Origin of the sequence: Alienimonas sp. DA493 (genome assembly GCF_043951915.1) — a bacterium.
Lineage (GTDB): Bacteria > Planctomycetota > Planctomycetia > Planctomycetales > Planctomycetaceae > Alienimonas.
Map to the genome: position 1 here is coordinate 41,195 of NZ_JBINJD010000007.1, position 22,375 is coordinate 63,569.

The 22,375-nt window shown below is 70.1% G+C and carries 18 protein-coding genes; 13 read left to right on the top strand and 5 right to left on the bottom strand.

The features are described 5' to 3' along the window. The first annotated feature begins 66 nt into the window (after positions 1–66). The 7 genes from ACG2DA_RS01980 (at position 67) to ACG2DA_RS02010 (ending at position 8,613) form a co-directional block, all read left to right on the top strand. The gene (locus ACG2DA_RS01980; protein ID WP_395253786.1) at positions 67–1,632 is read left to right on the top strand and encodes a multicopper oxidase domain-containing protein; all 1,566 of its coding nucleotides are present in this window, start codon (positions 67–69) and stop codon (positions 1,630–1,632) included. Then, on the top strand, positions 1,629–2,699 hold the full coding sequence (locus ACG2DA_RS01985; RefSeq protein WP_395253787.1) for a potassium channel family protein: 1,071 nt from the start codon (positions 1,629–1,631) through the stop codon (positions 2,697–2,699). The genes ACG2DA_RS01980 and ACG2DA_RS01985 overlap by 4 nt, the downstream gene beginning before the upstream one ends. Positions 2,700–2,949: 250 nt before the next feature. Next, a complete protein-coding gene (locus ACG2DA_RS01990) occupies positions 2,950–3,759 on the top strand; it encodes a hypothetical protein (protein ID WP_395253788.1) in 810 nt (269 codons plus the stop codon). Positions 3,760–4,094: 335 nt separating this feature from the next. Next, on the top strand, positions 4,095–5,045 hold the full coding sequence (locus ACG2DA_RS01995) for a periplasmic heavy metal sensor (protein WP_395253789.1): 951 nt from the start codon (positions 4,095–4,097) through the stop codon (positions 5,043–5,045). Positions 5,046–5,087: 42 nt separating this feature from the next. Continuing rightward, positions 5,088–7,016 carry an FAD-binding oxidoreductase gene (locus ACG2DA_RS02000; RefSeq protein ID WP_395253790.1) on the top strand — a complete coding sequence of 643 codons (1,929 nt, stop codon included), beginning with the start codon at positions 5,088–5,090 and terminating at the stop codon, positions 7,014–7,016. Positions 7,017–7,075: 59 nt separating this feature from the next. Continuing rightward, positions 7,076–7,840 (top strand): hypothetical protein, encoded by a 765-nt coding sequence (locus tag ACG2DA_RS02005; protein WP_395253791.1) that lies wholly within the window; start codon positions 7,076–7,078, stop codon positions 7,838–7,840. Then, positions 7,837–8,613, top strand: a complete 777-nt coding sequence (locus tag ACG2DA_RS02010) for a hypothetical protein (RefSeq protein WP_395253792.1) — start codon at positions 7,837–7,839, stop codon at positions 8,611–8,613. The genes ACG2DA_RS02005 and ACG2DA_RS02010 overlap by 4 nt, the downstream gene beginning before the upstream one ends. A gap of 239 nt (positions 8,614–8,852) precedes the next feature. Here the strand turns inward: ACG2DA_RS02010 and ACG2DA_RS02015 are convergent, their stop codons facing one another. Both ACG2DA_RS02015 and ACG2DA_RS02020 read right to left on the bottom strand, forming a co-directional pair. After that, a complete protein-coding gene (locus ACG2DA_RS02015; RefSeq protein WP_395253793.1) occupies positions 8,853–10,220 on the bottom strand; it encodes an APC family permease in 1,368 nt (455 codons plus the stop codon). A gap of 263 nt (positions 10,221–10,483) precedes the next feature. Beyond that, complete coding sequence (locus ACG2DA_RS02020) at positions 10,484–11,938, bottom strand: PQQ-dependent sugar dehydrogenase (RefSeq protein WP_395253794.1); 1,455 nt, start codon at positions 11,936–11,938, stop codon at positions 10,484–10,486. Positions 11,939–12,196: 258 nt separating this feature from the next. On the opposite strand from ACG2DA_RS02020, the gene ACG2DA_RS02025 reads away from it, so the two are divergent. From ACG2DA_RS02025 to ACG2DA_RS02045, 5 genes are all read left to right on the top strand, one after another. Next, complete coding sequence (locus ACG2DA_RS02025; protein ID WP_395253795.1) at positions 12,197–12,655, top strand: hypothetical protein; 459 nt, start codon at positions 12,197–12,199, stop codon at positions 12,653–12,655. A gap of 105 nt (positions 12,656–12,760) precedes the next feature. Continuing rightward, entirely contained in the window at positions 12,761–13,213 is a 453-nt protein-coding gene (locus ACG2DA_RS02030) for a DUF305 domain-containing protein (protein WP_395253796.1), read from the top strand. 518 nt (positions 13,214–13,731) lie between these two features. Further along, positions 13,732–14,025: a metal-sensitive transcriptional regulator gene (locus ACG2DA_RS02035; protein ID WP_395253797.1), complete on the top strand. Its 294-nt coding sequence runs from the start codon at positions 13,732–13,734 to the stop codon at positions 14,023–14,025. A gap of 196 nt (positions 14,026–14,221) precedes the next feature. Beyond that, the gene (locus ACG2DA_RS02040) at positions 14,222–14,545 is read left to right on the top strand and encodes a four-helix bundle copper-binding protein (protein ID WP_395253798.1); all 324 of its coding nucleotides are present in this window, start codon (positions 14,222–14,224) and stop codon (positions 14,543–14,545) included. Positions 14,546–14,763: 218 nt separating this feature from the next. Beyond that, a complete protein-coding gene (locus ACG2DA_RS02045; RefSeq protein ID WP_395253799.1) occupies positions 14,764–17,352 on the top strand; it encodes a heavy metal translocating P-type ATPase in 2,589 nt (862 codons plus the stop codon). Positions 17,353–17,388: 36 nt separating this feature from the next. Here ACG2DA_RS02045 and ACG2DA_RS02050 read toward each other — a convergent pair whose 3' ends face one another. Both ACG2DA_RS02050 and ACG2DA_RS02055 read right to left on the bottom strand, forming a co-directional pair. Then, positions 17,389–18,012, bottom strand: a complete 624-nt coding sequence (locus ACG2DA_RS02050) for a GNAT family N-acetyltransferase (RefSeq protein ID WP_395253800.1) — start codon at positions 18,010–18,012, stop codon at positions 17,389–17,391. Between the two features lie 219 nt (positions 18,013–18,231). Beyond that, complete coding sequence (locus ACG2DA_RS02055; protein WP_395253801.1) at positions 18,232–18,567, bottom strand: hypothetical protein; 336 nt, start codon at positions 18,565–18,567, stop codon at positions 18,232–18,234. A gap of 9 nt (positions 18,568–18,576) precedes the next feature. Here ACG2DA_RS02055 and ACG2DA_RS02060 point away from each other — a divergent pair, with 9 nt between their 5' ends. After that, positions 18,577–18,792 carry a hypothetical protein gene (locus ACG2DA_RS02060; RefSeq protein ID WP_395253802.1) on the top strand — a complete coding sequence of 72 codons (216 nt, stop codon included), beginning with the start codon at positions 18,577–18,579 and terminating at the stop codon, positions 18,790–18,792. A gap of 56 nt (positions 18,793–18,848) precedes the next feature. On the opposite strand, the gene ACG2DA_RS02065 is transcribed toward ACG2DA_RS02060, so the two are convergent. After that, positions 18,849–22,364 carry an efflux RND transporter permease subunit gene (locus ACG2DA_RS02065; protein ID WP_395253803.1) on the bottom strand — a complete coding sequence of 1,172 codons (3,516 nt, stop codon included), beginning with the start codon at positions 22,362–22,364 and terminating at the stop codon, positions 18,849–18,851. Between the last annotated feature and the right edge of the window lie 11 nt (positions 22,365–22,375).

Genomic DNA, 22,375 nt, shown 5'->3' on the forward strand with positions numbered 1-22,375 from the left:
GTGAACCCCCGCATACCCCTGCGGGGTACACTGCCCCCGCTCGTCTCCTCCCTGCCGCACCGCGTGATGTCCGCTTCCGAAGCTCGTCGCTCCTTCCTCAAAGCCGGAACCGCGGCCGCGGCCGGCGCCTTCGCCGCCCGCGCCGCCAACCCGGCCGCCGCGCAGGAGAACCCGCGGCAGGACCCCACGCCCGCCCCCGGCGCCCCGACCGATCCCCCCGGCGAGTCGCAGCCGCGGGACGAGAACGACGTCCGGGCGGAGTACGACGGATTTAACCGCTACGTGCCCAGCCGCGGCCACGACCCCGACTCCAAGTGGTACATCGGCAAAGAGGTGCCCGGCTTCCGGAAGCGCTCCGACGGCCCGGCCCCGTTCGTCGCCCCGGACCTGGAGAAACTGCCCCACACGGTCGAGAACGGCTGGAAGGTCTTTCACCTCACCTGCGAGCCGGTCCGGCGGGAGTTCCTGCCCGGGTACTTCATCAACGTGTACGGCTATAACGGGTCGATGCCCGGGCCGACGATCGAGGTGACGCAGGGCGACAAGGTCCGGATCGTCGTCAAGAACGACCTCCCGGAGCCCACGGTGCAGCACTGGCACGGGTTCGAGCTGCCGGTGCAATACGACGGCGCCGCCCACGTCACCCAGAACATGATCCCGCCGGGGAAGGAATACGTCTACGAGTTCCACGTCCACGAGGAAGGCACGTTCTTTTATCACTCCCACGTCGCCATGCAGGAGGCGTTCGGGATGGTGGGGTGGTTTATCGTCCACCCGAAAACCCCGTTCGACCCGCCGGTCGACCGGGACTTCGGGCTGATCTTCCAGAACTTCCGCATCGACCCGATGACGACCGTCGTCGACAGCTGGGGGATGGACTTTAACTGGCACACGATTAACGGTCGCAGCGGCCCGTACACGACCCCGCTGGTCTGCCGGCACGGGGAGCGGGTGCGGATCCGCATTATGGACTTCAGCCCGATCCAGCATCACCCCATCCATATGCACGGGCACACCTTCTGGGTGACCGGGCACGAGGGGGCGAGGATTCCCAAAACCGCCTGGGTCCCGCGGAACACGGAACTCATCGCCGTCGCCCAGGCGAGCAACCTCGAATTTGTCGCCAACAACCCCGGCGACTGGGTCCTGCACTGCCATATGGTCCATCACATGATGAACCACATGGTACAGCACGTCGGCCCGCGGCTGCGGGGCCAGGCCGACACGGACCGCTATACCGCCGACTTGGACACCCGCCCCGCGGTGGATTTGAACTCCAAGGCCCTCGGCGACGTCCCGCCCGGCTACCCGCAGATGATGCAGGGGATGAAAATGGACCCGCGGGCGATGGAAAAGGTCTGGAACCGGCGCGAAATGAAGGGGATGCGGGCGACCGCCCCGAAAACGCTGCACGGCCTGTTCACCGCCGTCCGCGTGCTGCCGGACGACCTTTATCACCTGGTCATGGAGACCGACGAGCCGGTCGAGAAGGGCGCCGTGTTCGCCGAGATCGTCCGCCGGTTCGGCGACTACGGCCGCTACGACTGGGCCCCCATGATGGACATGGGCGGCGAAATGAACGGCGGCGGGATGAACGGCGGCGGGATGAACGGCGGCCGACGGACCCGATGAGCGAGGCGCTGCCGCGAATCGCCGGCGGGGCCCTGGTCCTGCTGGCGGCTTACGACCTGTACCGCACGGTGCTCGTCCCGCGGGGCCGCGGCGGGCCGGTGACCCGCGGCGTGTGCCGCGGGGTGTGGGGCGTCGCCTCGCGGGGCGGGGACCGCGTCAGAGCGCAGGCCGGCCCGCTGACGGTCGTCGGCGGCGTCGCGGCGTGGGGGGCGCTGTTGGCCGTCGGGTTCGCCCTCGTCACCTGGCCGGCGTTGGGGGCGGAGGTCACCGCCAGCGGCGACGCCGCCACGCCGACCGGCTTCCTGACGGCCCTGTACTACTCCGGCTTTAACCTCACGACGCTCGGCACCGGGGACCTCGTCCCCCGTACCGACGCCTACCGCCTGTTGATGATCGCCGAGGCGGGGGTCGGGTTCACCTATCTGACGTTGGCGCTGACCTACGTGATGTCCGTCTACGACGCCCTGAAACGGCGAAACGTCTTCGCCCTGGGCCTGCACCAGCGGACCGGCGACTCCGGCGACGCCGCGGCCTACCTCGCCGGCGCCCTCCCCGGGCCGCCGGCCGCCGCCTCGCAGGACCTGACGACGCTTTCGGAGGGCCTCGCCCGACTGTACGAGGCGCACCATTTTTATCCGGTCCTGCATTACTTCCGGCTGCCCGAACCGCGGTACGCGATGGCCCGGGTCCTGTTCGTGACGCTGGACGCCGCCTCGCTGATCCGCTCGGCCCCCGACGGGCCGGACGCCGAGACGCTGGCGGAGTCCGCGGCGGCCGAGGGGCTGTGGCGGGCGGGGTTGCGGCCGGTTCGTGAACTCGCCCCGCTCTTCCTGCCGGACCGTACGTCCGACGAAGCGACGGATCAGTCCGAACGCGACCTGTGGCGCGCCCACTACGACCGGTCCGCGGCGACGCTGCGGGCGGCGGGCGTCGCCTGTCGGGCGGACGACGCCGGCTTCGCCCGCTACGCGGAACGGCGGGCCGAATGGGACGCCGTCGTCCGGCGGTTTGCCACGTTCATGGCCTACGACTGGAACGCGATCGCCGCGCCCGCTTCCGGGGGTTGAAGTGGGCCGGTGGGGGCCTGATCGGGCCGCGAAAGGGCACCTGCTAAGTCACCCCGGCGCTCGACTGCGGGTGCGGGCCGACCGGGCGGCGACGGGGGAGATCGGAAGGAAAACCGGATACCCTAAGAGGGTATCCCGCCCGACCGTGCGGTGAACCCCTGTGTCGGCGTTGCGGGGGCGAGGAGATGCTAGGTGAAGCGTGGGCCAGGTTGGTCCGACGCGCCGCTCGCCCTCAATTCGGAGCCCTCTGATGAATCGTCGCCACGCCCCCGCCGCCTCCGGGGCCGCGGGATCGACCGCCCCGGCCGGCCGCGTCTTCCGGACCGTCGCCCTCATAAGGGCCGGACGGGCCCGCCGTCTTCAGTCTTCTTCTCGCCTGTTCTACGGTGCCGTGGCGGCCTTCGCGGTCGTTATAGCGGTCGGCGGGACCGAAGCTCTCGCTCAGGAGGGCGGCCGGTCTTCGGTCGAACGTCGCCTGCACCCCGGCCGCGGGTTCTTCTCCAACGACGCCGCATCTCGCCGCATCGGTCACGCGCTGGACTATTCCCGCGGTCTTCAACGGTACGGGGGATACGTGGCGGAACCGTCCCGCCCGATCGTCGTCGGGCCGGGTCGGTCGGTCCTCATTACGCCCTCGGCGGTTCAGCCCCGCGCGCCCCAGCCCGGCGTGGGGCAATCCCGCGAGGTCCGGCCGGCCCCGCGGCCCGACAGGACGGCAGTCACGCCGAGCGATGAGTTGGTCACGACCTACCTCCGTGAGGTCGGACGGAATATCGCGGGCGCCCGGGAACGGCTCCAAGAGGTCTCCGCCGACGCCGAAGCGGCCGGCGACGAGGCCACCCAGGCCGAGCTGAAGTCGATCGGGGACCGGCTCGCCGCCGCCGCCGCCGAGCAGCAAAAGTGCATGGAAGAATGTCAATCAGAGACGATGGACATGGCCCGGATCGTGGAGCGGTGCCGGGCGATCACGGCGGCGCTGGAGAAGGCGAAGGCTCAGCACGACGAACTGATGAATCGCCTCTACCCCGCCGACGACGGGCTGACGGCCCCGGCGGATTGAAACGGTCGGTCGCGCCGCAGGCGCCGCCGGACCGGACTGATGACCAGCCGGGACGAAGCGGCGTTCGCGGCGTCGCTGCCGCCCCAGAACTGGAGTCGCCCCGTCACCGCGCTGGCTCCAGACGTCACGAATGCGCCTTCGCCGGCACGATCCTGTACAGAATCGCTTGGTGCGCTGAAAGGACGTCGTGCCGTGCGACGCGACCGTTGCATACCGGCCCAGGGTATCGTAAACAGGTCGGCGCCGTGCCGAGCGGGAGAGCCCCCTCTAAAATTATTTTCAATCGTACCCGGGTGTAGGTTCTGTTGTCGCCCCCTCTCATCTTGCAGACAGCCATGTCGATCCCCGCCGCTCGTAGGTCCCGCCCGCAAAAGGCCGTCGCCGCGGCTTTTCTTGCCTGTGCGGCCGTCGCTGTTCCGTCCGTCGCCTCCGCCTGGAATCAGGACGCGACGCCGAACGGCAGCCCCCACGCGATTCATGCCGCTCAAGATTCCTCCGAGCCGCTCGCTTCGCAGCTTCATGAGTTGCGAGCGAAGGTCGCTCAGTTGGAGGCGGCGTTGAAGGAAAAGCAAGCCCCGTCGACGACAACCGGCGGGGGCATGGCCGGGATGGGCATGGGGGCCATGCAGTCAGGCCGAGCCCAAGGGGGCATGAACACGGGAGGGATGGAAGGCGGCGAAACGCCCATGATGGGCGGCATGGGATCTCAAGGAATGTCCGGCATGGGCATGGGCATGGATGGCATGGGCATGATGTCCAAGGGCGGCATGGGCATGATGTCCGGAATGGGTTCCATGCAATCCGGCCAAGGTGGGTCGGGCATGGGCGGCATGTCCGGCATGGGCATGATGGGGCGGATGCCGGGGACTGGGCAGATGCAGATGCCGTCGGCGCTGCCGGGATTTCCCGGCGCGTCACATATATATCACATCGGTGCGACGGGATTCTTTCTGGACCACGCCGGGCGTCTCGCGTTGACGGGCGAGCAGCAGGCCGGGCTGAACCGCATTAAGGAGAAATCCCTGCGCGACCGAGCCGCGGCGGAGCGTGCGATCGAGGAAGCGGAACAGGAACTGTGGACGCTGACCGCCTCGGATCAGCCCGACGCCGCGAAGATCGAAGCGACGGTGCGGAAGATCGATGAACTCGGCGGAGACAACCGACTGGCGTTTATCAGAGCGGTCGGCGACGCCGCCGAACTGCTGACGGAGGAACAGCGTCAGTCCCTCTTGGGAAGCGACGCCCCCGACCCGGGCGGGGTCGACCGTCACGACCCGTCGAACTGATCTGTCCGATCGACGTCTCGGGGGAGCCGCCCCCCCGTTTTCATGAGGAGATCTATAATCAATTTTCTCTGGCCGCACACGAGGCACGCGGTTTTTGCGGCGGCATGCGTCGCCTCGGTCGCGCTCGCCAAGCCCGCCCCCGGACAGGTCTCGCCAGAAGAGCACCGGCGGCATCACCCGGAGCGGTTCGGCAACGAGGCCGGCGATCCGGACGCGCGGGGGGACGGGCACGACGGGTCGCACGGCAACGCCCCCGGCCCCCCGGGCGACGACTTCGGGCGGAGCGGTGACATGTCGGGCGGCGGGATGATGGGCGGCGGGATGATGGAGCGAATGGGCGCGCCGCCGCCCCGGGAGATGTACCCGACGCTGATGGGTCTGCCCGACCTCTCGCCGGAACAGCGGGACGAGGTGGAGCGAGAGGCGCATCAGCGGATGATGCGCGGAACCGCCCTCCTCTCCGAAGGACTGGACGCCCTGCCCGCCGCCGCGGAGCGCGACGACTTCGAAGCGATGCAGGCGGCCACGACTCAAATGCAGGAGGGGCTGGCTCAATTCGAGAGCGGGCTGGCCGCGCAGCGGGCCCTGCGCGACGGGGAAGCCCCGCGAGAGGTCGCGCTGCACTGGTTCAAGCGCGAGATGAACTTGCTGCCGCCCGCCCCGGAGGACGTCGGCTTCCGGTTCTGGGGCATGGGCCTCTTCCACACCGCCGTGATGGCGCTGCTGGTCGCGTTCGCCGCGGCCATGCTTTGGATGTATTTCTTCAAAATGCGGCGGGCGGCGGCGCTGCTCCGGGATCTGACGGGCGGGGCGGCGGGAACCGGAACTCCCGCCGCCGCGTCGTCCGTCGCCGCGTCGTCCGTTGCTTCGGCGGCGGCGTCCGGCCTCAAGGGCCCGGCGTCGCCCGAGAAGCCGCAGAAGTGGTCGGGAAATCTCCGCGTCAGCCGGATCTTTCAAGAAACGCCGAACGTCAAGACATTTCGCTTGATGAATCCGGCCGGCGGGGCGCTGCCGTTTCGGTTCCTTCCGGGACAATTCCTGACGGTGACGGTGTCGCCGGACGGCAAGCCGGTCAAACGCAGCTACACGATCGCCTCCTCGCCGACCCAGCAAGATTACGCGGAAATCACCGTCAAGCATGAGGATGGCGGCGTCGTCTCCGGCTACCTCGACGACCGGGTGGAATCGGGCGATCTGCTGGAGGTCTCCGGGCCGGCCGGGGCGTTCGTCTTCACCGGCCGACAGTGCGACTGCATCCTGCTGATCGGCGCCGGCGTGGGCGTGACGCCGCTGATGAGCGTGCTGCGCTACCTCACCGACCGCAGTTGGCCGGGCGACGTCTTCCTGCTGTACAGTTGCAGAACCCCCGACGACATTATATTTAAGGAAGAACTAGACTACCTCCAACGCCGCCACCCCAACCTGAAGGTGGTCGTGACCGTTTCCCGTCCCGAAGGCACGTCTTGGGAGGGGCCGAAGGGGCGGATCAGCAAGGAGCTTATTACGCAGTCGGTGCCCGATCTCGAATCGCGGTACGTGCACGTCTGCGGACCCGTGCCGATGATGGAGGCGGTTAAGCGCATGCTGGTCGAACTCGGCGTGCCGCGGGAGCGAGTCAAGGTCGAGGCGTTCGGCCCGGCGCTGGGCAAGCCGGAGCCCGTCCCCCGCACGGTCGAGCGGGGACCGGACGAACGGGCGGCCCGGGCGAATTTGCCCACCGTCCGGTTCGAGGTCTCCGACAAGTCCACCCCGCTGCCGCCGGACGAGCCGATCCTGGACGTCGCCGACGAGATCGGCGTCGAGATCGACAACTCCTGCCGCGTCGGCACCTGCGGGCTCTGCCGCGTCAAACTCCTGTCCGGCGAGGTGACCCAGGAGGTGACCGACGGCCTGGAGCCGGGAGACGAAGAAGCGGGGATCGTCCTCGCCTGCCAAGCGAAATCGACCGGCAACGTCACGGTGGAGGCGTGAGGCGATGGCCCCCTTCTCCCCGACAGGCGGCCTTTCGCAGCCGTTCCGGCCCGGAGGCCATGATGAACGACCGTGAACGCCTGACCGTCAGCGGATTAGTCGTCCTGCTCCTCCTTTTTTGGCTGGGCTTCCTCGTCCACCGGTCCCCCCGATTCGCCGGCAGCTTCTGGGGCGGCGCGCTGGCCGTGTCCGGCTCGACGTTGATGCTCGTCCCGCTGGCCTACCTCGTCGTGAAACGCGTCGGACCGCTCAAACGGCGGGTGACCCGGCACGTGTCCATGCGCACGTTGCTGGCCTGGCACATCTACGCCGGCGTGCTGGGCCCGATCCTGGTGATCCTGCACACCGGACATAAATTTCACAGCCCGCTCGGGGTCGCGCTGACCGCGGTGACGCTGCTGGTCGTGCTCAGCGGGTTCGTCGGGCGTTATCTCATGCGGCATTTCTCGCAGACGATCCGCGAGAAAAAAGAAATGCTGACGCAATTGGAGATCGCCTACCGCGACACCGCCACCGAACTCTCCGCAGAGCCGCAACAGGCCGCGACGCTTCGGCCGCTGTCCGGCGTCCTCACCCGGACGCTGGCGGGATGGTTCGTCAAGACCGGGACGGAGCGTGGGGGACCGACGCCCGCCGCCGTGCGTGCGTTGCGTCTGAGCGAGTCGATCGCCGACCTGGAGTACGCCGTCAAGACGCACGATCATTTTAAGCGGTGGTTCGCGAGCTGGTTGCGGTTCCACATCGTCATCAGCTTGATCTTATACGGTCTGCTGGCCTGGCACGTGTGGGCGGCGGTTTACTTCGGCCTGAGGTGGTTCGAATGAGGCGGCACGCCGCGATGATCGCCGGGCTGATCGCCGTCGTCGGCGGGTTGCTCGCTTGGTTCGTCGGGCCGAGCGACGCGGCCTTCAGGCGGCCGAACGCCTGGCAGCGGATGTCCTCGCCGGGAGCCCTCTCCGCCGCCCACGCCCATTTGGAACGGGACTGCGCCGCCTGTCACACGCCGGTGACCGGCGTGACCCGGGCCCAATGCGTCGCCTGTCACGCGAACGACAAATCAATTTTGAATCGGCAGCCGACCGCATTTCACGCCGACGTCGGCAGTTGCGTGGAGTGCCACCGGGAGCACCGCGGAACGGCCCGTCGGCCCACCGACATGGACCACACCGCCCTGGCCCGGCTCGGTCTGCGACAGTGGGAGGCGGGGGACGGCGATTCGACGGACCTCCGACGGCTGGTGGACCGGACGACCGACGCCCCCCCGCCGTACCCGCACGTGACCGCCCAGGAAGCCGCTCTGGATTGCGCCGCCTGTCATTCCAACGACGACCGTCACTTCGGATTCTTCGGCGCGGACTGCGCTCGATGCCACGCGACGGAGAAGTGGACGATCCCCGAGTTTCGGCACCCGTCGCCGAGTTCGGTCGACTGCGCCCAGTGTCACCAGGCCCCGCCGAGCCACTACATGATGCACTTTCACATGGTTTCGGCCCACGTCGCCGGCAAGCCGCACGCCCGCGTGGAGCAGTGTTTCCAGTGCCACCAGACGACCTCCTGGAACGATATTCAAAACGTCGGCTGGTACAAGCACCACTAGCGCGGATCGTAATTCCTGACGGCACGCTCGCTCGCCGCCGGGTTCCCCGAACGCCCGTCTGAGCGAAAGCAGGGCGGCCCCGCCGGAGGACGGCCCGGACGGCCCCTGTGATCGTCCGCGTCGTCCACGGCATCCCGGGAGCGCCCTGAGGATCAACGGAGCGCCGAAGACAGTTCGGAGCGCCTGCGAACCCCGACAGTCGATCGGGGACCGCGAGGGCGGCGGCGATTGCCGTAAAATTAATGATCGCCGCGTCCGGGCGCCGGGGCGGCCGGACGCGAGTCGCCGAGGTTCCCGCCGCCGTCCGTCGCCCGGCCGAGGAACATCCGCTCCCCGAGGAAGACGACGGCGATTCCGACCGCCGCGACGCCCAAGACCAGCGGGTCCTCGATCGCCCTCGTCCACAGGAACGCTCCGAGGATCGCGAGGTCCAGCAGGATGGCCGTGCCGACGATCCACGCCCGGGCGCCGACTTCTTGGCGGAGGCGCCGCAGCACGCCCCAATGCACGGCGAGATCCATGACCAGATAGAAAATGGCTCCCAGCGCGGCGATCCGGGTCAGGTCGAACAGGATCGTGAGCGTGATCGCCAACACGACCGTGTAGACCAACGTGTGCTTCTGGACGCTGCCCGGCATGCCGAAGTGCCGGTGCGGCACCAGCTTCATCTCGGTCAGCATCGCCAGCATCCGGGAGACGGCGAACGTGCTCGCCACCAGCCCGGAGACGGTGGCGACGACCGCAAGTCCCACAGTGAACGACGTACCGAACTGCCCGAACGCCGGCCGCGCCGCCTCGGCCAGGGCGAAGTCGCGGCTCTCGATAATCTCCGCGACGGACAGGTTGCCGGCCACCGCGGCGGCCACGAGCAGATAGACCACGACGCAGATCGACAGCGAGATCACAATCGAGCGACCGATATTTCGCTTCGGATCGACGATCTCCGCCCCGCTGTTCGCGATCGTCGTAAAACCCTTATAGGCCAGCAGGGCGAGAGCGGTCGCGGTGAGGAACCCGCCGGGCGAGGCGCGGGCCGTCGGCGCCGCCGTCTCGACGCTGAGTTCGGCGACCCAGAGACCGGCAGCGGCGAACAGGAGGATTCCGCCGATCTTCACCACCGCCGCCACAGTCGACAGCGTCCCGATGAAACGATTTCCGAGCAGGTTCACCGCGAACGCCGTCACCAACAGGCCCGTCCCGAGCGCCGGCACGAGAAAGGCCCGGTCCACGTCGCCGAACAGTTGGAGTACGTACGTCCCGAACGTGCGGGCGACCAAGCTCTCGTTGATCACCATCGAGGCGTACATCAGCAACGCCATGCCGGCGGTCACGGTTCCCTTGCCGTAGGCCTTCATCAAAAACATCGCGATCCCGCCGACCGAGGGATACCGCTGTGCCATCTTCACGTAGGAGTACGCGCTGAAGGCCGCGACGACGCCGGCGCTGAGGAACGCGAGCGGGAAGAGACTGCCGGTTTGTTCGGCCGTCTGGCCCGTCAAGGCGAAGACCCCCGCGCCGATCATCACGCCGGTGCCCATCCCCACCGAACCGACCAGCGACAGGCTGCTCGACTCGTACTGCGTGGCGGTCGAAGTCGAGTCGTTCATCGCCCATCGCGTTCGAGGTACATCGTCCCGGGCCGCGGCATACGTCGCGCGGCGGGACCAATTCGAGATACCCACAGAGGGTATTCGAGCGAGGATGCCCTCGATAGGCCGATGCGCCTCGCCATCACTGCGGCGTAAGGCCGAATCGACAACGCGACCGCTTTGAGCGGGCTCCGATGACGGAGACCTGACGAAACGACGTGCCGTCCGACTGCGGCTGACCGCAAGCCGGGACGGCCGCCCGTTTCCGATCCGCCTGCCCGTCAATCATCGACGGGAGTGATCTTCCAGATCACGCCGGTGCCAGGCTTCGCGTGCGGGCCGTTCTTGTCGACCGGCATTAGGCCGAAGTCGGCGACGTACATCGCGGACCCGTCCGCGGTGAATCGCACGTCCATCGGGCGCCGCGGTCCCGCCGAACCGCCCGGCTCCTGCCCGTGACCGCCCTCGCCGTGGCCGCTTTCGCCGTGGCCGCCGTGGTGGTGGGACTTCGGGCCGAAGAAGGTGGTCGATTCGCCGGTCGCCGGGTCGAACCGCACGACCCGGTGGCCGCCGTGCTCCTCCGGCGGCGTCCCGGTGCGGGGCGTCATATGGCCGAAGAAGGCGATAAAGAGCTGGCCCTGATAGCCGAAGGCGCCGCCCGGGGAGGCGTCCAGCTTCGTGATGGCCGAATGCTTCGGGTAGGTCGCCACGGGCCGCTCCACGGGCGGGTGGTCGGCCAACAGGAACGTCGGCTGCGGTTTGCCGTCGGGCTTGAATCGCGGGTCGGTCACCGGGTCGCCGGAGCCGAAGTCCGGCCAGCCGTAGAAGGCGCCTTTCTTGACGACGTACAGATCCTCCAAATCGTTCGCGACCGGCCGGCTGCCGCGAACGTCCAGGCCGTTCTCGGTGACGTACAGGGTGTCGCCGACCCACAGCAGGCCGAAGGGATTCCGCAGACCCCAGGCGTAGACCGTCGGGTTCGAGCCGTCGGCGTCGAACCGCAGCGCCGTGCCGTTCGCCTTCGTCGTCCCCGGGATCGTCGCCCCGTCCGGCGCGGCGACGTCGAACGGCTGATAGGCGGAGGTGCGGGCCGTGTCGTCCGCGGCGCCCTCGGACAGCGGGTCTTTTGTTTGAAAGACCTCGCCGCGGGTGCGAAGCGGCACGGGGGCGAGTTCGTGGACGTCCGGATGCTCCTTGAGCCACTTTTTATTGTCGAGGCCGACGACGCCGGAGTTCGTCGCCGTGCCCTGCCCGACGTACAGCCCGCCGTCGGGGCCGACGGTGAGTTGATTGTTCTCGTGGTCGCCCAGGCTCGGCAGCCCCGTCACGAGGTCCCGCAGCGTCGGGTCGGCGCCGAGCGGATCCTCCAAGGCGGAGATCTTCGTTTTATGAGAAATCAGCAGGGCGCCGTCGCGCATTAGCAGGTCGTTGACGGGCGCCCGCAGACCGTCGACGGGCACGGTCCGGCGGAACCCGTCGGCGTCGAAGTGCAGTAGGGCGGGCTCGGCGGACGGGTCGCCCGGGGCGACGCCGGACAGGGCGACGAACAGCCCCCCGGCGCCGTCCGGCTCGACGCTGGTGGGGTAATCCAGCCCGTCGGCGAAGACCTCGATCCGATAGCCGTCCGCCGTCTCCGCGGCGGACGGATCGGGTTCCGGCGGAGCGGCGCCGGCTGGCGCCACGAAGAAGAGGCCGACGAGCGCCAGCGGCGCGGCGGCGTGGGGGAGCATCAACATGGGAGGCTTCCTGCATGGGGGGACGAACGCCGCAATCGGCGACGCGATCAAACGTCCTCATCCCATCACAAATCCTGCCGGCGGGGGACGGGGAGATCGGCCGCGACGGCGCCGAAGATACCCCCGGGTCGTATCCCCATGAACGGAGGGAGGCCGGCCCCTGTGCCGGCCGCGGGCCGCATGCGTCAGCCTAGATCTCCTACGGAGAGGGACGCCGTCGCTCCCTCGCAGCCCTCCCCCGCGTTCAAGGAGTTCCTGATGAACCGCCGCCACGTCCTGTCCGGCGCCGCCGCCGCCGCCGCCGGTCTCGCCGCCTTGCCCGCCGCTCGGGCCGACCACCATGAAAAGCAAAGCGGCGATCACGGCCACGAGCTCACCGGCAAGAAAAAGGCCGACGTTCAGCAGATGACGGAGCACGTCGTTCTGCTGAACCGCGTCGCCGAGCACTGCCTGGAGCAAATCAAGGAGAAGCAGGGCGACGTGACCGACCACGCGCAGAACCACGAGCACGTGATGGACTGCGTCCCCGTCTGCCAGACGACCGCCGCGTTCATGGTCCGCGAGAGCCCGCTGTCGCAGTCGATGCACCGGGCGAGCGCCGAATGCTGCGAGAAGACCGCGAAGGCGCTGGAGGCCTCCTCCGACAAGTCCGCCGTCGTCGCGGAGTGCGTGAAGTCCAGCCGGGAGTGCGCCGAGATGTGCCGCACCTATATTTGAGCGAGGCGACGTCCGAACCGGCGCCACCGCCGTGCGAGGCCGCCCGGGCCCCACCGGGCGGCCTCTGTTCCTATCCGCCCCCCCGCCCCCGCTCGATCGAACCCGATGAACGCCTACGTCCGCTTCGGCCTGATGATCGCCACCTCCACCGTGGTGATGTTCGGCCTGATGTACTTGAACACCTACGCCCTCGATCACGTCTTCTTCAGCGAGACGCGCCTCTATATGGCGCTGCTGATGGGGGCGACGATGGCCGTGATCATGATGGGCTTCATGTGGACGATGCACGAGAACAAAAAGGCGAACGTCGGCATCCTCGCCGCCGCCGCGGCGGTGTTCGTCCTCACCCTGTGGCTGGTGCGGTCCCAGGAGACGGTGCAGGACGAGTCCTGGATGCGGGCGATGATCCCGCACCACTCGATCGCGATCCTCACCAGCGAGCGGGCGGAGATCGACGACCCCCGCGTCCGCGATCTCGCCGACCGCATCATCGAAACCCAGCGGGAAGAGATCGCCGAGATGAAAGGGCTCATCGCGGACCTCGAAGCCGCGGAATGATCCCCCCGGGGCCCCCGCGACCGGCGGCTACGGTCGGTCGGGCGGCGCCGGGCCGGCCCGCCACGCCCGCAGGATCCTGCCGGGCAGAACGAACACGAGCAGCACCCCGGCCAGCAGCCCCCCAAATCGGCCGCGAGCGTCGCCGGGCCGAATGCCGCCTGCGGTTCGCGAACCGCCACGGAGATCGCGACCCCGATCAGGCAGACCGCCCCGAGCCGCAGGCTCTGACAGCCCAGCGTGCAGACCCGCCGGAGCGTTTCCCTTCGGCTCGGAACCAGCACGGACAGGATCAGCCCGAGCGGCAACACGACGTAGCCGACAAGCAGCAGGACCACGGCGGCGTACCCGATGAACACGGGACGATTCTGACGGCGGCCGGTCCGGCGCCGCCAGCGACCCGCTCAAGCCGGCCCGCCCCTCGCCGACGCTCCCTCGGACCGATAGGATAGGGGACGACCGGTCCCGCGGTCGGTGCCTTTCCTTCCCACCGCCCGGTCCGTCGGCTGCTCCCGCCCGCTGTGAACCTCGACGACGAACAGAAGGAGGCCCTCCGCAAACGTCTGCGCCGGGCCGAGGGTCAGGTCGCCGCGGTGGGGCGAATGATCGAGGAGGACAAGTACTGCGTGGACGTGCTGATGCAGGTCCGGGCGGCGATGGCGGCGCTGGGCAAGGTGGGGCACATCGTGCTGGAAAACCACATGGACACCTGCGTCGCCGCCGCGTTCAAGGCCGAGGACGACCAGGACCGTAAGGAAAAGATCCGCGAGTTGATGAGCGTCTTCGCCAAGTACGGCAACTTCGGCGGCCGCTGACGGTCCCCGTCGGCCCCCGGCCGCTGACGGTCTCGCCGCACGGCCGGCCCGGCGTCGGGCACGGGGGCGGCCCCACCTGGGCGGTCCGCCTTCCACGGTTCATACCCTCGCGGGGTATGAATAGAACGGGACGCTCGCCGGCCGACCGGTCGGCCGGCGCGACGAACCCGTTCCCCCGCGACGACGAGGACCGACGATGAGCGACGCCAAGATGAAGCAGTGCATCGACACCTGCCTGGAATGCCACCGCGTCTGCCTGGACCACTTCTCGAACGTGTGCCTGGAAAAAGGCGGCGAGCACGTCGAGCAGGTCCACGCCAAGCTGATGCTGGACTGCATCCAAATCTGCGCGACCAGCGCGGACTTCATGACCCGCGGCAGCGAACTGCACGAGTACGTCTGCCGGGCCTGCAGCGAGGTCTGCAAGAAGTGCGCGGACAGCTGCGAGAAAATCGGCATGACCGAGTGCGCCGCCCAGTGCCGCAAGTGCGCCGAAAGCTGCGGCTCCATGGCCGCCTGAAGCGCGTCCGCGTCCCCGTGTCCTAACGCCGAGGCTCGGCCGGGCCTCGGCGTTACGCGTTTCCCGCCGCCCGGTTCGGCCGTCGCGAGATTCCGCCGGCTCACCCACCGGACGGATACCCCATCGGGGTATTCAGGACGAGGGCGGAGTCCTATCGTTCCCCCGATCGGGCCGGCGCGTTCGCCCCTCGAGATTCCCCCAGCCCGCCGGAGAACCCGATGGCTTCCCTGCCCGTCCTGAACGCGACGCCGACGACGGTCGACCCCGTCTGCGGGATGACCGTCCCGGCCGACGCCCCCCGCGTCGCCGAGCACGCCGGCGAGACCTACCGCTTCTGCTCCGACGGCTGCCGGGAGAAGTTCGTCGCCGACCCCGACCGCTACCTGGACCCCGCGGGCGCCGCGGAGTCGCGGGGCCGGACGGGCGGCGGGTGTTGCGGCGGCGGCGGGGCGAAGCCGGCGGCGGAACCCGCGGCGAAGAGTTGCTGCTCGACCGGCGCCACGGCCGACCGCCCGCCGGCACGTCGATCCAACGCCCGGGCCGCGGGAAAATACACCTGCGCCTGTCACCCGGAGGTCGTCGCCGACGGCCCCGGCGACTGCCCCAAGTGCGGCATGGCCCTGGAGCCGAGCGGCCCGCCGGTCAAAGCGGTCGGCGGCAAGACCGTCTACACCTGCCCGATGCACCCGCAGATCGAGCAGGACGCCCCCGGCGACTGCCCGATCTGCGGCATGGCCCTGGAGCCGAAAACCGTCGCCGTCCGCGGCGCCGAGGACGAGCCGGACGCGGAACTGGTCGACATGACCCGCCGGTTCTGGATCGGCCTGGCCCTGGGGGTTCCCGTCCTGCTGCTGGCGATGGGGCCGATGATCGGCCTGCCGGTGCACGACTGGGTCGGCGCCCGGGTGTCGCAGTGGCTCCAGCTCGCCCTGGCGACGCCGATCGTGCTCTGGTGCGGCTGGCCGTTCTTCGTGCGGGGATGGAAGTCGGTCGTGAACCGCCACCTCAACATGTTCACGCTGATCGCCTTGGGCGTGGGCGCGGCGTACCTATACAGCGTCGCCGCCGTCGTCGCCCCGGGGCTGTTCCCGGAGAATTTTCGGGAGGAACACGGCGGGCTGATCGGCGTTTATTTCGAGGCGGCGGCGATGATCGTCGTGCTCGTGCTGCTCGGGCAGGTGTTGGAACTGCGGGCCCGCCGGAAGACCGGGGCGGCGCTGCGGGAACTGCTCTCCCTCGCCCCGCCCACCGCCCGGGTGGTGGACGAAGACGGCAACGAAAACGAGGTCCCGCTGGACGACGTGACCGCCGGCGCCCGCCTCCGCGTCCGGCCCGGCGAGAAGATCCCGACCGACGGCCGCGTGGTCGAGGGCGGCGGCGCCGTGGACGAGTCGATGGTCACCGGCGAGCCGGTCCCGGTCCGCAAGGAGGTCGGCGACGCGGTAATCGGCGGCACGGTCAACGGGTCCGGATCGCTGCTGATCGAGGCGGAACAGGTCGGCGAGAGCACCGTGCTCTCCCGCATCGTGGCCCTGGTGGCCGACGCCCAGCGGAGCCGCGCCCCGATCCAGCGGGTCGCGGACCGGGCCGCCGGCTATTTCGTGCCGTTCGTGCTGGCGGCGGCGGCGCTGGCGTTCGTCGTCTGGTGGGCGGTCGGGCCGGAGCCGGCGTTCGCCTTCGCCCTGGTCAACGCGGTCGCCGTGCTGATCGTCGCCTGCCCCTGCGCCCTGGGCTTGGCGACGCCGATGAGCGTGATGGTGGGCGTCGGCCGCGGCGCCCGGGAGGGCGTGCTGTTCAAGGACGCCGCCGCCCTGGAGACGCTGAAGGGCTGCGACGTGCTGGTCGTGGACAAGACCGGCACCCTGACCGCGGGCAAGCCGACGCTGACGGAGGTCCGCACCGCGGAGGGGTTCGAGGAGGCCGATTTGCTCCGCCTCGCCGCGGCGGTGGAGTCCCGCAGCGAGCACCCGCTGGCCCGGGCCGTCGTCGACGGCGCCGCGGACCGCGGCGCCGGCCGGGCCGGGGCGGCGGACTTCGAGTCCGTCACCGGCGGCGGAGTCGCCGCGACGGTCGAGGGGCGGCGGGTCCTGATCGGCACGCCGGCCCTGCTGGCCGACCGCGGGGTCGACCTGCCCGCCGAACTGACCGACGAGGCCGACCGCCTGCGGGGCGAGGGCCGCACGGCCTTCTTCGTCGCCGTCGCCCCCTCCGCCGACGCCCCGCCGGCCGCCGCGGGGCTGCTGGCGGTCGCCGACCCGATCAAGGAGACCACCGCCGAGGCCGTCCGCGACCTGCACGCCTTGGGCCTGCGGATCGTGATGCTGACCGGCGACCACGAGGCGACCGCCCGGGCCGTGGCGCGACAATTAGAGATCGACGAGGTCGAGGCCGGCGTGAGCCCGGAGCGGAAGCACGACCGCGTGGCGGAGTTGAAGGCCGGGGGGGCGACCGTGGCGATGGCCGGCGACGGCGTGAACGACGCCCCCGCCCTCGCCGCCGCGGACGTGGGCATCGCCATGGGCACCGGCACGGACGTGGCGATCGAGAGCGCCGGCGTGACGCTGGTGAAGGGCGACCTGCGGGGCATCGTCCGGGCGGTGCGGCTGAGCCGGGCGGTGGTGCGGAACGTCAAGCAGAACCTGTTCTTCGCCTTCGTGTACAACGCCCTGGGCGTGCCGATCGCCGCCGGGGCGCTGTACCCGCTGACCGGCTGGCTGCTCTCCCCGATGCTCGCCGCCGCCGCGATGAGCCTGTCCAGCGTCAGCGTGATCGGCAACGCCCTGCGACTGCGGGCGGGCTCCGACTGAAGCACGAGGGACCGGCGCCCCGGGCGGTCCCCCCCGTCAATCGCAGGTCTCATCCTTTGACGGGCACGCGTACAGCCGCACCGGGACGCCGCCGTAGTCGGTGTCCCGCTCGTGTCGCAGACCGAGCTTTTCGAGCATCCGGATCGACGCGGCGTTGGCCGGTTCGACGATCGAGACCGTGCGGCGGAGGCCGAGCTCCTCCTCCGCGAAACGCAGGACGGCCGACGCCGCTTCCGTGGCGAGGCCCCGCCCTGCCGCCGGGGGGAAGACGCGGTAGCCGAGTTCGTGCTCCGGGCGGCCGTCGATCTGCAGCAGGGACAGGCCGACGATCCCCAGCGGTTCGCCGTCATGCAGCGGCCAGATCACCCACGTGAGGTACGTCACCGCAATCTCCTTTGCCAGCATTTCCTCGCCCCGCCAACGGGGCAGCGACGGCTCGTTCCCGGGCCGTCCCATCTGCGACGCGAGGCGGTCGAGGTCTCGCGGGCTGAAGGGGCGGAGGACCACCCGGTCCGTCTTGAGCGTCCGGTCGCCGCCCCCGTCGAGGACCGCATTGTCGGGCAGAGCGTCTTGCTCACCGGCGGCCCGACCAAACCGACGGCGGACGGCTCGCACGACCCGCCGCGGGTTCGCGGCCCGGACGGCCAACCGGACCGCCACGCCGACTCGCTCCGAGGGGCTGCGGCGTGTCCAAAACCACCGCCGGATCTCGGATCGCTGTCGTGAATCGATCATAGGAGGGACCCGGTACGGCGAACTGGGACGGGGAACGCAGACGGGGAACGCAGACGGGGAACGCAGACGGGGGCCGGACGGCGGGCGAAGCCGCGGGGCGGGTCGACAGGCCGAAACCCGACCGCCCCGCGGTTGCCCGCCGGCTCATTCCCCCTCGTGGCCGTGGGCGACCTCGGCGAAGTCGCCGGTGTAGGGGGTGCCGTCGATCAGGCCGCTGATCGTGCCCTCGTACTCCCTGACGACGCCCAGGCCCGGGTCGGTCCCGACGAACCGGGACGCCTTACCCTCCGGGTCGCCCTCCTGCGGGTCGGCGGTCAGTTCGACGTCGATCTCCGGCTCGACGATCGTCAGGCGGACCGACTCGGCGGCGATCGGGGCCGGGGTCTTCTCGTCGGGGCCGTGCAGGTAGACCGTCGCCTGCTGTCGGTCGTGGTCGACTGTGAACTCCGGGTGGAACTTGCCGCCGCCCCAGTCGGTCACGGTGCCGTCGTGCGGGCCGGCCCCGTGGCCGTGCTCGCCGGAGTGATCCCGGCCTTCGTCGGCGTGGTCGTGGTCGCCGTCGTGGGCGTGGTCGTCCGCGTGGTCGTCGGCGGCGACGGGGGTCGCTTCGTCGGCGGGTTCGTCGGGGCTGCAGCCGAGGACGGCGGCCGACAGGGTCAGGGCGGTCAGGGGGCAATGGGAAACTTCATCGGGGTCACTCCTTGAGGGGAACAGCGGAGGGTGCGGCCGGGACCGTCCCGGCCGCGGGGGAACGGGTCGAATCAGGCGGGGCTCGCGGCGTCGGCGGCGTGCGGGGCGTCGGTCAGGACGTCCTCGTCCGTGCCGCGGGCGAGGCGGGCGGCGTCTTTGCCGCTGAACCCCCAGAACAGGCCGGGGTGGACGAGGAACTCGCAGAAGGTCGAGGTCGTCAGCCCGCCGAGGATCACGGTGGCGACCGGGTAGAGGATCTCGCGGCCGGGCTCGTCCCCGCCGAGGACCAGCGGGATCAGGCCGATGCCGGCCGTCAGGGCCGTCATCAGCACCGGGGCGAGCCGCTCGAGGCTGCCCCGGAGCACCGTCTCCTGCGTGAACGGCTGGCCCTCCTCGGACATCAGGTGCACGTAGTGGCTGACCAGCAGGATGCCATTGCGGACGGCGATCCCGCCCAGCGAGATGAATCCCACGAGGCTGGCCACCGTGAGCGTCTGGTCGGTGATCACCAGCGCCGCCACGCCGCCGATGAAGGCCGTCGGCAGGGCGTTGAGGATCTGCAGCACGATCCGCACCGACGGGAACGGGATCAGCAGGACTGCGAACACCCCCACGGTCGCCACGCCGGCGAGGATCAGGATCGTGCGGGTGGCCCGCTGCTGGCTCTCGAACTGGCCCCCGAACTCCACGAAGTAGCCGGGCGGCAGGTCCAGCGTGCCGTCCAGCCGGGCCCGAATCTCCTCAACGGCGGAGGCGAGGTCGCGGCCCTGCGTATTGCAGCGGACGACCATCCGCCGGCGGGCGTTCTCCCGGTTCACGGCGTTCGGGCCGACGCCGCGTTCGACGTCCGCCAGCTCCCGCAGCTCGACCTGCCCCCGCCCGCCGGGCAGGTCGACGCGGAGCCGCCCGAGGTTCGCGTAGTCCGTCCGCGACCGCTCCTCCAGCCGGACCAGCAGGTCGAACCGGCGGGAGCCCTCCAGCACCTCGGACACGACGTGCCCCTGCAGGGCCGTTTGCACGAGACCGGCGACCTCCGCCCGGGTCAGGCCGTAGAAAGCCAGGTCGTCCGGCCGCAGCCGGACGTGCAGCTCCTCGGTCATCTGGACCGGCTCGATGACGGGCGGGGTGACGCCGGGAACCTGGGACACCTCCGACTCGACCCGCTCCGCCAGCCGCTGGAGCGTGTCCAAGTCCTCGCCGTAGACCTTGATCGCGATCTGGGCGTAGACGCCCGAAATCATGTGGCTGATCAGGTGGGCCAGCGGCTGCTCGACCTCGATCCCCACCCCGGGGACCTCTTCGCGGAGGACTTCGAGCAGCTCGTCGATCGCCTCGTCCCGGTCCAGTTCGGAGTCGGGGTTCATGGCGAGGATGTACTCGCTGGCGTTGACCGGGGACGCGTGCTCGTCCAGCTCCGCCCGGCCGGTCCGGCGGACGAACGCCCGGATCGGGGCGCCGGGCCGGTCGGGGGCGACCTGCCGCTCCCGCAGCCGGCGGTCGATCAGCTCCGCCGCGGCGTTGGAGGCGTCCAGCGAGGCCCCCGGCGGGAGCGTGACGTTGATCTGCACGCTGCCCTCGTCGAACGCCGGCAGGAAGTTCCGGCCCAGCTGCGAGGCCTGCCAGCCGGCGACGGCCACGGCGACCCAGGTCAGGAACAGCAGCGTCGTCGGGGCCGCCATGCTCAGCCGGACCAGCGGCCGGGTCAGGGCCTTCAGGAGCCGGAGGAGCGGGCCGTCCGACTCCGCGTGCGTCGCCGGGGCGTTCGGCAGCAGGTAGTAGGACAGGACCGGCGTGACGGTCAGCGAGACCAGCAGCGAGGCGAGGATCGAGGTGATGTACGCCACCCCCAGCGGGGCGAACAGCCGCCCCTCGACCCCGCCGAGGGCGAACAGCGGCAGGAAGACCAGGATCACCACCGCCGTGCCGAACACGATCGCCCCGCGGATCTCCCGGCTCGCCTCGTAGACGACCCGCAGCGGCGGGTGCGGCTTCTCGCGGGCGTTGTTCTCCTTGAGCCGTCGAAAAATGTTCTCGACGTCGACGATCGCGTCGTCGACCAGCTCGCCCATCGCCACGGCGAGCCCGCCGAGGGTCATCACGTTGATGGACAGCTCGCTGCCGGACAGCCAGCTGATCAGCCGGAAGACCAGCGTGGTGATCACCAGCGACAGCGGGATCGCCGTCAGGGTGATGAAGGTCGTCCGCACGTTCAGCAGGAACAGGAACAGGACGACGACGACCAGCCCGGCCCCGATCGCCAGCGCCTCGCCGACGTTGAACACCCCGCGGTCGATGAACCCGCGCAGCTGGAACAGGTCCGGCGTCACGACGAGGTCCGCCTTCAGCGTGTCCTCCACGTCGGCCAGGGCGGCCTCGACGCGGTCGGTGAGCCCGCGGGTGTCGACGTGCGGCTGTTTGACGACGGTAAACACCACGCCCGGCCGGCCGTTCACGCTGCCGTCGCCGCGTTTGAACTCCGCCGCCTCGACCACCTCCGCGACCTGCCCCAGCAGCACGGGCCGGCGTTCGTTCTCGCCGACGGGCACGGTCTCCAGCTCCTCGACGACCCGCTCCGGCCGCGGGCCGAGCCGCCCGAGCACGCGGATCGGCCGCTCGGTCTCCCCGGTCACGGCGAACCCGCCGCTGGTGTTGATGTTGCTCTCGTGCAGGGCGTCCTCGACGTCCCGCAGCGAGACGCCGTACTCCAGCAGGGCCGCGGGGTCGATGCGGACCTGGTACTGCTTGCGGTCCCCGCCGAGGACGAACGCCTCCGCCACGCCGGTCACCTTGCGGAGCCGGGGGCGGACGATCCAGTCGGCGATCGTCCGCAGCTGCCGGCGGCGTTCCGCGTCGGAGGCCAACCGCACCAGCCGGTCCCGGCCGTCCAAGGTCACGCGGACCGTCGGCGTCCCCTCTTCACGGTCGCCCCCGTCCGCGGCCCCGCCGACCGAACTCAGGCGTTCCAGCTCGACCCGCCGCCCCGTCGCCGGCTCGACGGCGGCGTCCGCGACGCGGGTCCAGGCGTCCGGCCGGCGGCGGTCGGCCGGCTCCCAGACGACGAAACGGTCGTCCGCCCCCTCCGGCAGGGCTTCGAGCAGCAGGCCCGTCCCGTCGATCGGGTACAGCTCCCCGCCCCAGGGGCCGGCCTGCCGGGAGAGCCCGGCGACGACGATCTGGCCCATGATGGAGGACGGCGGGGTCATCTGCGGCACGACGCCCTCGGGCATCGCGCCGGCCAGCGTCGCCAGCCGCTCCTGCACGGTCCGGCGGGCGTCGCGGATCTCCGTATCCCAGCCGAACTCCACGTAGACGACGCTCAGCCCGGCGGTCGACTGGCTGCGGACGTCCTCCACCCCGGCCGCCCCCAAAAGGGCGATCTCCATGGGGTAGGTGACGAGCGTCTCCACCTCCTCGGTGGCCAGCCCGCGGGCCTCGGTCAGCAGGATCACCCGCGGGCGGTCGAGGTCCGGGAAGACGTCGATCGGCATCTGGGCGGCCAGCAGCGCCCCGTAGACGAGCGTGGCGACGCACACGGCGAGCACCAGCACGCGGTTGCGGAGGGCGAAGCGGATGACGGCGTCGAGCATTTGGATGTCCT